The 1713-nt window shown below is 54.7% G+C and carries 1 rRNA gene; it reads left to right on the forward strand.

From position 1 onward, the window contains the following. Positions 1 to 176: 176 nt before the first annotated feature. Positions 177 to 1698: ribosomal RNA gene (locus E3T25_RS00150) — 16S ribosomal RNA — on the forward strand. Positions 1699 to 1713 lie beyond the last annotated feature (15 nt).

Raw genomic sequence — 1713 nt, forward strand, 5'->3', positions numbered from 1 at the left:
CGTAGGGCTCCTTTCTAGGGGGTACCGCGGAAGAGATTCCTTTGGAAAACATTTAAACAACAAAGCAAGTCAGTAATGATTTGTTCTGTCAGTTTCAAACTTGCAGATTGTTCGCCTATTCCGGTGGCTTTCTGCACTAGATGTGCCGGTCACTTCGGTGGTCGTGCAGTCAAACATTTACGGAGAGTTTGATCCTGGCTCAGGACGAACGCTGGCGGCGTGCTTAACACATGCAAGTCGAACGGTGATGAGGAGCTTGCTTCTCTGATCAGTGGCGAACGGGTGAGTAACACGTGAGCAATCTGCCCTTGACTCTGGGATAAGCGTTGGAAACGACGTCTAATACCGGATACGACCTTGGAAGGCATCTTCTGGGGTGGAAAGAATTTTGGTCAAGGATGAGCTCGCGGCCTATCAGCTAGTTGGTGAGGTAATGGCTCACCAAGGCGACGACGGGTAGCCGGCCTGAGAGGGTGACCGGCCACACTGGGACTGAGACACGGCCCAGACTCCTACGGGAGGCAGCAGTGGGGAATATTGCACAATGGGCGAAAGCCTGATGCAGCAACGCCGCGTGAGGGACGACGGCCTTCGGGTTGTAAACCTCTTTTAGTAGGGAAGAAGCGTAAAAGTGACGGTACCTGCAGAAAAAGCACCGGCTAACTACGTGCCAGCAGCCGCGGTAATACGTAGGGTGCAAGCGTTGTCCGGAATTATTGGGCGTAAAGAGCTCGTAGGCGGTTTGTCGCGTCTGCTGTGAAAACCCGAGGCTCAACCTCGGGCCTGCAGTGGGTACGGGCAGACTAGAGTGCGGTAGGGGAGATTGGAATTCCTGGTGTAGCGGTGGAATGCGCAGATATCAGGAGGAACACCAATGGCGAAGGCAGATCTCTGGGCCGTAACTGACGCTGAGGAGCGAAAGCATGGGGAGCGAACAGGATTAGATACCCTGGTAGTCCATGCCGTAAACGTTGGGAACTAGATGTGGGGACCATTCCACGGTCTCCGTGTCGCAGCTAACGCATTAAGTTCCCCGCCTGGGGAGTACGGCCGCAAGGCTAAAACTCAAAGGAATTGACGGGGGCCCGCACAAGCGGCGGAGCATGCGGATTAATTCGATGCAACGCGAAGAACCTTACCAAGGCTTGACATATAGAGGAAACGGTTGGAAACAGTCGCCCCGCAAGGTCTCTATACAGGTGGTGCATGGTTGTCGTCAGCTCGTGTCGTGAGATGTTGGGTTAAGTCCCGCAACGAGCGCAACCCTCGTCCTATGTTGCCAGCACGTAATGGTGGGAACTCATGGGATACTGCCGGGGTCAACTCGGAGGAAGGTGGGGATGACGTCAAATCATCATGCCCCTTATGTCTTGGGCTTCACGCATGCTACAATGGCCGGTACAAAGGGCTGCAATACCGCAAGGTGGAGCGAATCCCAAAAAGCCGGTCTCAGTTCGGATTGAGGTCTGCAACTCGACCTCATGAAGTCGGAGTCGCTAGTAATCGCAGATCAGCAACGCTGCGGTGAATACGTTCCCGGGCCTTGTACACACCGCCCGTCAAGTCATGAAAGTCGGTAACACCCGAAGCCAGTGGCCTAACCCGCAAGGGGAGGAGCTGTCGAAGGTGGGATCGGTGATTAGGACTAAGTCGTAACAAGGTAGCCGTACCGGAAGGTGCGGCTGGATCACCTCCTTTCTAAGGAGCACAGCA

Origin of the sequence: Cryobacterium sandaracinum, assembly GCF_004403415.1 — a bacterium.
Taxonomy (GTDB): domain Bacteria; phylum Actinomycetota; class Actinomycetes; order Actinomycetales; family Microbacteriaceae; genus Cryobacterium; species Cryobacterium sandaracinum.